9 protein-coding genes and 1 pseudogene are annotated in these 7,710 nt (G+C 72.6%); 5 read left to right on the forward strand and 5 right to left on the reverse strand.

Annotated features, from left to right (window positions below; translation table 11 throughout):
• The 3 genes and pseudogenes from ADY01_RS29505 to ADY01_RS29515 all read left to right on the forward strand — a co-directional run.
• Positions 1–423: pseudogene (locus ADY01_RS29505) on the forward strand (GNAT family N-acetyltransferase); the annotation flags it as partial.
• A 107-nt stretch (positions 424–530) separates the two neighbouring features.
• Complete coding sequence (locus ADY01_RS29510) at positions 531–902, forward strand: nuclear transport factor 2 family protein (RefSeq protein WP_420715753.1); 372 nt, start codon at positions 531–533, stop codon at positions 900–902.
• A gap of 10 nt (positions 903–912) precedes the next feature.
• Positions 913–1,305: a VOC family protein gene (locus tag ADY01_RS29515; protein WP_053171327.1), complete on the forward strand. Its 393-nt coding sequence runs from the start codon at positions 913–915 to the stop codon at positions 1,303–1,305.
• Between the two features lie 15 nt (positions 1,306–1,320).
• Here ADY01_RS29515 and ADY01_RS29520 read toward each other — a convergent pair whose 3' ends face one another.
• A complete protein-coding gene (locus tag ADY01_RS29520; RefSeq protein WP_049579600.1) occupies positions 1,321–2,013 on the reverse strand; it encodes a helix-turn-helix transcriptional regulator in 693 nt (230 codons plus the stop codon).
• Between the two features lie 38 nt (positions 2,014–2,051).
• Between ADY01_RS29520 and ADY01_RS29525 the strand changes: the two genes are divergently transcribed.
• Positions 2,052–2,474 (forward strand): VOC family protein, encoded by a 423-nt coding sequence (locus ADY01_RS29525; RefSeq protein ID WP_049579588.1) that lies wholly within the window; start codon positions 2,052–2,054, stop codon positions 2,472–2,474.
• A gap of 17 nt (positions 2,475–2,491) precedes the next feature.
• Here the strand turns inward: ADY01_RS29525 and ADY01_RS29530 are convergent, their stop codons facing one another.
• Positions 2,492–3,448 (reverse strand): GNAT family N-acetyltransferase, encoded by a 957-nt coding sequence (locus ADY01_RS29530; protein WP_049579602.1) that lies wholly within the window; start codon positions 3,446–3,448, stop codon positions 2,492–2,494.
• 162 nt (positions 3,449–3,610) lie between these two features.
• Positions 3,611–5,116 carry a replicative DNA helicase gene (dnaB, locus tag ADY01_RS29535; protein ID WP_420715752.1) on the reverse strand — a complete coding sequence of 502 codons (1,506 nt, stop codon included), beginning with the start codon at positions 5,114–5,116 and terminating at the stop codon, positions 3,611–3,613.
• 328 nt (positions 5,117–5,444) lie between these two features.
• Here dnaB and ADY01_RS29540 point away from each other — a divergent pair, with 328 nt between their 5' ends.
• The gene (locus tag ADY01_RS29540; protein ID WP_049579592.1) at positions 5,445–6,830 is read left to right on the forward strand and encodes an MATE family efflux transporter; all 1,386 of its coding nucleotides are present in this window, start codon (positions 5,445–5,447) and stop codon (positions 6,828–6,830) included.
• Positions 6,831–6,903: 73 nt separating this feature from the next.
• Here ADY01_RS29540 and rplI read toward each other — a convergent pair whose 3' ends face one another.
• Together rplI and rpsR are read right to left on the reverse strand one after the other, a co-directional pair.
• On the reverse strand, positions 6,904–7,353 hold the full coding sequence (gene rplI, locus ADY01_RS29545; protein ID WP_049579593.1) for a 50S ribosomal protein L9: 450 nt from the start codon (positions 7,351–7,353) through the stop codon (positions 6,904–6,906).
• A 20-nt stretch (positions 7,354–7,373) separates the two neighbouring features.
• The gene (gene rpsR / locus ADY01_RS29550; RefSeq protein WP_003978893.1) at positions 7,374–7,610 is read right to left on the reverse strand and encodes a 30S ribosomal protein S18; all 237 of its coding nucleotides are present in this window, start codon (positions 7,608–7,610) and stop codon (positions 7,374–7,376) included.
• Positions 7,611–7,710: the final 100 nt, after the last annotated feature.

The raw sequence follows: 7,710 nt of genomic DNA on the forward strand, positions 1-7,710 counted from the left end.
GCGTTCCTCAGCGCGACGGAGAACGGGAGGCCGCTGTACGAACAGCTCGGCTTCACGGCGGTCGGCGCGTTCACCACCCTCCGGGGGCACTTCACCGGCGCCCACCGCCGGGCGAGCGCCCACACCGTGCGCGACGCCACCGCCCCCGCCATGCCCGCGCTCCTCGCCTACCACCCGCCCCTCTTCGGCGCCGACCCCACCGGGCTGCTCGCCCCGCTGCCCGCCCTCCCCGCCCGCCTGGCCACCGCCTCGGACCTGCCGGTTCGGTTCGACGCCGACGACCGGCACCCCGCCCTCGCGGCCTGGCTCGAAGGCCACGGCCTGGCCAGGCGGTCCCGCTGCTCCCTGATGGTCCTCGGCGCCCCCGCCCTCCCCGGCGACATCCCCCGCCGCTTCGCCCCGTACTCGGTCGCCATGGGGTGACCCGGGTCCGGCCATGACCTCCGGGGTCCTCGACCGCCGTCACCCGTGCCGCCGTCCACGCGTTCCTCGGCCGCTTCGCCGAGAGGAACCCCGAGCGGCTGGCCGAGCTGTTCGCCGCCGAGGTCGACTGGGTCATCGCCGACAACCCGGTCGTCCCCTGGATCAGGCCGCGCTCGACGCGGGCCGACGTGGCGGCCCACTACGCCGCCCTCGCCGCCCACACCGTTGCCGAGGACGCGTTCGCCACCGTGGACGCGATCGTCGCCGAGGGGGCGGAGGCCATGGTCGCGGGGAGCATGGGCGGCACCGTGCGCGCCACGGGCAGGTCGTTCCGCTCGCCGTTCGCGCTGCGCCTCAGCGTCGACGGCGACGGGCTCATCTGCCGGATGTGCGTCTACGAGGACAGCCTCGCCGTCGCCGCGGCCTGCCAGCCGGACGCGTCCGATTCGTTCAAGCCGACCGGGGACGCCGCTGCCTAGGCTGCCTGGCATGACACCTCGACTCGACCTCATCGGCATCGTCACCGACGACATGGCCGCCTCCCTCGCCTTCTACCGGCGGCTCGGCCTGGACATCCCCGAAGGGCGGGAGGGCGATCCCCACGTGGAGGCGCTGCTGCCCGGCGGGCTCCGCCTGGCCTGGGACACCGCGGAGTCCATCGCCGCCTTCAGCCCGGAGGCCGGCCACAAGCCGGGCACGGGCGGCATCGGACTCGCGTTCCTCTGCGACGACGCGGCGGACGTGGACCGGCAGTACGCGGACCTCGTTCAGGCGGGCTACACGGGCGAGAAGGCGCCGTGGGACGCGTTCTGGGGCCAGCGCTACGCGGTGATCCTCGATCCGGACGGCAACGGCGTCGACCTCTTCGCCCCCCTCGGCTGAGCCCGAAGCCGGGCCTCAGCCCCGCAGCACCGTGATCGGCACCCCGGCCAACTCCCGTACCTCGCGCGACAGATGGGCCTGGTCCGCGTACCCGGCCACCGCCGCCACCTCGGCCAGCGGTGTGCCGCCCCGGGCCAGGGCCAGGGCGCGCTGCATCCGCAGCACCCGCGCGAGCGTCTTGGGCCCGTAGCCGAACGCGGCCATGCTGCGCCTCCGCAGCTGCCGCTCGCTCAGCCCCAGCCGCCGCGCGGTCTCCCCCACGCCGAGACCCCGCGCCATCGCGGCGACGGCGCCCTGCCGCCAGCCGTCGGGCTCCCCGCCTCCCGCACCCGCGCGGCGCGCGGCGGCGAGCGCCTCGAGCGCCGCGCCGCGATCCCCCGCGGCGGCGACGCGCTCGGTCAGCTCCCGCACGCGGGCGGAGGCGGGCCACAGATCGGCCAGCGGGACCCGCAGGTCGGTCAGCTCGTCGGCCGGCACCCCCAGGACACAGGGCCCGGCGCCCGGCGCGAACCGGAGCCCGACGATCCCGGTCGCGGGCCTCCCCCGGAAGACGTGCGCCCTGGTGTCGGGCCCGGCCACCACCAGGCCCCCGTCCATCCACATCAGATCCATGCAGCCGTCGGGCAGCACGCGGCCGGTTCCGGCGGCCGAGCGGACGCTCCAGACCACCGCCCCACCGCCGAGCCGCGAGGGCCTTTCCCGGTACACGGACATGCCTCCAGGATGCAGGATGGCAGGCTGTCCCCATGGGCCATCTGAGTCTGGTCACCCTCCTCGTCCCCGACTACGACGAAGCCATCGCGTACTACACCGGCCGCATGGGCTTCGAGCTGCGCGAGGACACCCCGCTCGACCAGCCGGACGCCCCGGGCAAGCGCTGGGTGGTGGTCGCGCCGGGGCCCGGGGCGCAGACGGCGCTGCTGCTGGCCCGCGCCGCCACCGGGCCGCAGCGCGAGCGGATCGGCGACCAGACCGGTGGCCGGGTCGCGTTCTTCCTCACCACGGACGACGTCGACGCCGACGTCCGCCGCCTGGCCGCGGCGGGCGTGAGCGTCGAGCAGCCGCCGAGGGACGAGCCGTACGGCAGGATCGCCGTCCTCGTCGACCGCTACGGCAACCGCTGGGACCTCCTCGGGCCCGGCCGGCCGGGCGGCGGCCCCTCCGCGTAGGCGCGCGGCGGGCCGCGTCACCGCCAGGTCATGGTGATCGTGCGTTCGAAAGTGACATATCCGGCGCGCTGGAAGGCGTTGGCCATGGGGGTGTTGCCGCAGTCCGTCGCCGCCCGGATGCGCGGGACGCCCTGGGCGCTGAGGATGCGGGTGCCTTCGGCGAGGATCTCGTCGATGTAGCCGTTGCCGCGGTGCTCGGGCAGGACGGCGAGGTAGCCGATGACGGGGTTGTAGTCGTTGCGGGCCGGGGTGAGGAACCCCACCGGCTCGCCGTCCGGCAGCGTCGCGATCCGCCACCAGTCCCGCGGGCTCCGGTAGTGCGCGAGTTCCGCCTCATAGTGTCCGACCGCCGCCTCCCGGGCCGACATCCGGCCCAGGTCGTCCCTGCCGTGCGCGTCCAGCGTCCCGTCCAGGACGCGAGTCATCAGGGCGAGGATCTCCTCGGTGTCGCGGACCGGGCGGAACGCCAGGCGCCCCCTCGGCTCGGGGATCGGCGTCCCGGGACGCCACTCCAGACGGAGCCGCTCGACCAGCGGGCGGGCACCGGTCCGTTCCAGGGCGGCCATGCGGTCCTCGACGGCGCGCCGGGTCACCTCGCCCGCGCGCCAGTCGGGTGGAAGGAAGCGGCTGTACTCGGGTGGGCGGGTGCCCGCCGGGAGCACGGCGGCCATGGCTGTCCGGAGCAGCCGCACGCCGATGTCCACGCGGTCCCCGTCCCCGCCGCCGCCGTCGTCGGAGTCGTCGAAGTCGAGGATGTCCAGGAGGAACGGGGTGTCGTCCCCGGTCCGCCCCCACCAGGCGACCCTGGCCAGCAGGTGGTCACCGCGCAGGGCGACCCACATCCACTCCGGGCGGCGACGCCCAGCGGCGAGGTCGTCGCCCAACTCCTCGTTGAGGGCGTAGGGCAGTCGGGAGAACAGGTCGAGTTCCTCGCGCCCGGCGATCGGGCGCAGGGTCAGGTCGTTCTTTTCCACGGTCACGGCACGCTCCGGTGAAGGCGCCCGTCCGCTCCGGGGTCAGACGCGGTCCGCGCCCCGGCCCTGTCGGCGGAGGTCCGGACACGGTCTATCCGGTCACCGTCCCCCCGCGCAAACCGATTTCCGCGATCAGCGCGCGGGGCGGCGGCCCCCCGCCGCTCAGAAGCCGCCCTCCATGTTGACGAAGCGTGAGTAGTGGCCCTGGAACGCCACGGTGATCGTCGCCGTGGGGCCGTTGCGGTGCTTGGCCACGATCAGGTCCGCCTCGCCCGCGCGGGGGGACTCCTTCTCGTAGGCGTCCTCCCGGTGCAGCAGGATGACCATGTCGGCGTCCTGCTCGATCGATCCCGACTCGCGGAGGTCGGAAATCATCGGCTTCTTGTCCGTCCGCTGCTCGGGTCCGCGGTTCAGCTGGGAGAGCGCCACGACCGGGACCTCCAGCTCCTTGGCGAGGAGCTTCAGGTTCCTCGACATCTCGGAGACCTCCTGCTGCCGGGACTCGGGACGGCGGCTGCCGCCCGTCTGCATCAGCTGGAGGTAGTCGATGATGACGAGCTGAAGCTCGTTCCGCTGGCGGAGTCGGCGGCACTTGGCGCGGATCTCCATCATCGACAGGTTCGGCGAGTCGTCGATGTACAGCGGGGCCTCGTTGACCTCGGCCATCTGGCGGGCCAGCCGGTTCCAGTCCTCGTCCGTCATGCTGCCGGACCGCATGTGGTGCAGCGCCACGCGGGCCTCCGCCGACAGCAGGCGCATCGCGATCTCGTTCCGCCCCATCTCCAGCGAGAAGATGACGCTCGGCAGCTTGTGCTTGATCGAACAGGTGCGGGCGAAGTCCAGCGCGAGCGTCGACTTGCCCATCGCCGGGCGGGCCGCGATCACCACCATCTGGCCCGGGTGCAGGCCGTTGGTCAGGGAGTCGAGGTCGGTGAAGCCCGTGGGGACGCCGGTCATCTCCCCGCTGCGGTTGCTGATCGCCTCGATCTCGTCGAGCGTCCCCTCCATGATCTCGCCGAGAGGGAGGTAGTCCTCCGAGGTGCGCTGCTCGGTGACCTGGTAGATCTCGGCCTGCGCCGCGTTGACGATGTCATCGACGTCGCCGTCCGAGGCGTACCCCATCTGGGTGATCCTGGTACCCGCCTGGACCAGGCGGCGCAGCACGGCCCGGTCGTGCACGATCTCCGCGTAGTACTCCGCGTTGGCCGCGGTCGGGACCATGTGGACCAGCGAGTGGACGTAGCCCGCGCCGCCCACCTTGGCCAGTTCGCCGCGCTTGGTCAGCTCGGCCGAGATGGTGATGGGGTCGGCCGGCTCGCCCTTGGCGTACAGGTCGAGGATGGCGGCGTAGATCGTCTCGTGGGCGGGCTTGTAGAAGTCCTGGCCGCGCAGGACTTCGACCACATCCGCGATGGCATCCTTGGAGAGCAGCATGCCGCCGAGCACCGACTGCTCGGCGGGCAGGTCCTGCGGTGGTACCCGCTCGAAGGCGGCTCTCTCCGGATCGCCGGAGTCCATGCCTCCCCGGGGACGCGAGGCCGGCGGCCGGTCCTCCTCGTCGGGCCCCCCCCAGGGGCCAGCGTGCTCGTCGAGATCAGACACCGACCCCGCCTCCTCCCGGCTCCAACCGCCGCGCTCCGTCTCATTCCTACGCCACGGCTCTGACATTCCGCACCGAGCGGGGCCTACGGTACGGGGCGGCGGGGGGAGGGCCAACCCGAGTTATCCACAGGCTATGTGGATTTCGGATCACACCCTGTGGATGACTCGGCGATTCCTGTGGACGAAGCAGTGGCCACGCCCTGTTGCCGTGTCACCCCGCTCCGATCACACCCCCACTGACCTGCGATTTCCCGGGCGAGCTTGACGGAACGCCAGCGCCCGTCCCCCCTCGCCAAGCTCACGACAACGACCGCAGACCATCACACCGCACACTCCGGCCAGTAAGGGTTCCATATCCCTTGCATCTATTACCTGTGGATGTTTGGATCGGACCATGTCCCCAGCGTCACCGCCCACCGCGCCGCCCGGTGGTCAGGAGCCCCCGGAAGCGGTCGAACGCACCCGGGCCAGGCGCCGCCAGGACCGGGACATACTGGTCCTGGCCCTCCCCGCCCTGGGCTCGCTGATCGCCGAACCGCTCTTCCTCATGGCCGACAGCGCCATGGTCGGCCACCTCGGCACCCCGCAGCTCGCCGGACTCGGCATCGCCGCCGCCCTGCTGACCACCTTCGTCAACGTCTTCGTCTTCCTCGCCTACGCCACCACCGCGGCGGTCGCCCGCAGCGTCGGCGCCCGCGACCTCACGGCCGCCATCCGCCAGGGCATGGACGGCATATGGCTGGCCGTCATCCTCGGCCTCGCCCTCGTCGCCGTCGTCGTCCCCACCGCCCCCGCCCTGGTGGACGCGTTCGGCGCCTCCTCCACCGCGGCGCCCCACGCCGTCACCTATCTGCGGATCAGCACCCTCGGCATCCCGGCGATGCTCATCGTGCTCGCCGCGACCGGCGTGCTGCGCGGGCTCCAGGACACCCGCACCCCGCTGTATGTCGCCATCGGCGGCTTCGGCGCCAATGTCGTGCTGAACGCCCTCTTCATCTACGGCCTCGACGGCGGCGTCGCCGGCTCGGCCTGGGGGACCGTCCTCGCCCAGTACGGCATGGCCGCCGTCTACCTGCGCGTCGTCGTCCGCGGCGCCCGCGCGCACGGCGCCCCGCTGCGCCCCAGCACGGCCGGGATCCTGGTCAACGCGCGGGCCGGCGTTCCCCTCCTGATCCGGACCCTGTCCCTGCGCGGCGTCCTGCTCATCGCCACCGCCGTGGCCGCCAGGCTCGGCGACGCCGACATCGCCGCGCACCAGATCGCGCTCACCCTCTGGACACTCCTGGCCCTCGGGCTCGACGCCATCGCCATCGCCGGGCAGGCCCTCATCGGCCGCGCCCTCGGGGCGGGCGACGCGGCGGGGGCCAGGTCGGCCTGCCGCCGCATGGTGTGGTGGGGCGTGGTCTCGGGACTGGCGCTCACCGTGCTGGTGATCGCCACGGGGCCGCTGGTCCTGAGGATGTTCACCTCGGACCCCGAGGTGCGCGACCAGTTGCTCCCCGTGCTGTGGGTGATCGCCGTCACCCAGCCGATCGCCGGAGTGGTGTTCGTGCTGGACGGGGTGCTGATGGGCGCGGGCGACGGCCCCTACCTGGCCGGGGCCATGCTGCTGACGCTCGCCCTCTTCGCCCCGGGCGCCCTGCTGGTGCCCGCGCTCGGCGGCGGGGTCACCGCGCTGTGGTGGGCGATCGCCGGGCTGATGATGGGCACCCGGCTGGTGACCCTGGGCCTGCGCGCCAGAACCGGCCGCTGGCTGGTCACCGGGGCCGTCCGCGCCTGAGCCCACCCCCGGGCAGCCCCCGTCGGGGACTGCCCGGGGCGCGAACAGGGCGCGAACGGCCGGCCGGCGCGCGTTACTTCGAGGCCTCGACCGAGACGCCGACGTTCGCGACGACCTCGGGGTGCAGCCGGACGGAGATCCGGTGCGTGCCGAGGCTCTTGATCGGCGTGGTCAGCTCGATGCGGCGCTTGTCCACATCGGGCCCGCCCGCGGTCCTCACCGCGGAGACGATGTCGGCCGGGGTGACGGAGCCGAAGAGGCGTCCGCCGGAGCCGGCCCGGACCTTCAGGCGCACGGTGACGCCCTCCAGCTGGGACTTGACGTCGTTGGCCTGGTCGATCGTGGCGATCTCACGGATCTTGCGACCGCGCCGGATCTGCTCGACGTCCTTCTCGCCGCCCTTGGTCCAGCGGATGGCCGCACCGCGGGGCAGCAGATAGTTACGGGCGTACCCGTCCTTCACCTCGACGACGTCTCCGGCGGTGCCGAGCCCGGAGACCTCACCGGTCAGGATGATCTTCATGACGCTGTGGTCACCCTTTCCTAGCGAGCGGTCGAGGTGTAGGGCAGCAGCGCCATCTCACGGCTGTTCTTCACGGCCGTGGCGACATCGCGCTGGTGCTGGGTGCAGTTGCCGGTGACCCGGCGGGCACGGATCTTGCCGCGGTCGGAAATGAACTTCCGCAGCAGATTCGTGTCCTTGTAGTCGACGTAGGAGATCTTCTCCTTGCAGAAGACGCAAACCTTCTTCTTGGGCTTGCGCGCAGGCGGCTTCGCCATCGTGTTTCTCTCCGGTGATTCAAAAGAAGTGAGTGCTGTGCCGAGCGCGCCCCTCAGAAGGGCGGCTCGTCCGAGTAGCCGCCGCCGGAGCCACCGCCCC

The organism is Streptomyces sp. SBT349, from assembly GCF_001083795.1.
GTDB lineage: Bacteria > Actinomycetota > Actinomycetes > Streptomycetales > Streptomycetaceae > Streptomyces.